A 437-nucleotide genomic window follows, 5' to 3' on the forward strand; every position below is an offset into this window, starting at 1 on the left:
GTTCACCGTACCATTACCGCCGCATCCGCTGAGGTATTATGCCTAGTCAAAGGACGGAATTTCGCCCCGCTTCATGGAGTGCACCGCATTGCGGAAATCCTCGGTAAGCACACCGCGGGCGAAGAATTCGTGCTCGGCGTGCATATGTTCCTCAAGCTCCACAACATAGCGCGCGGCCAGCATAGACTTAGCGGCGCGCACCGTATGAGAGGCAGAACCGGCAATCTGCTCCGCGAGCTGTTCGGCGCATGCGTTCAACTCACCCGGCTCTGACACCCGATGCACCAGCGAAAGCTCCTGCGCACGCGCGGCACGCAGAACAGGCTGGGTGTATAACAGCTCGGTGGCGGCGCTGAACCCGGCGTAGCGCGGTAAGAACCAGCTCATCCCGCCGTCCGTGGAGGCCCCGATCATGCCGTAGGCAATATTGAGTTTGG

The 437-nt window shown here is 60.6% G+C and carries 1 protein-coding gene; it reads right to left on the reverse strand.

What is annotated here, in order from left to right; translation table 11 throughout:
- Positions 1 to 42 precede the first annotated feature (42 nt).
- The coding region (locus ER13_RS17470) for an enoyl-CoA hydratase/isomerase family protein (RefSeq protein ID WP_035311502.1) at positions 43 to 437 on the reverse strand (395 nt) is incomplete at its 5' end.

The sequence above is a fragment of the Brevundimonas sp. EAKA genome (genome assembly GCF_000698025.1).
GTDB classification, from domain to species: Bacteria; Pseudomonadota; Alphaproteobacteria; order Caulobacterales; family Caulobacteraceae; genus Brevundimonas; species Brevundimonas mediterranea_A.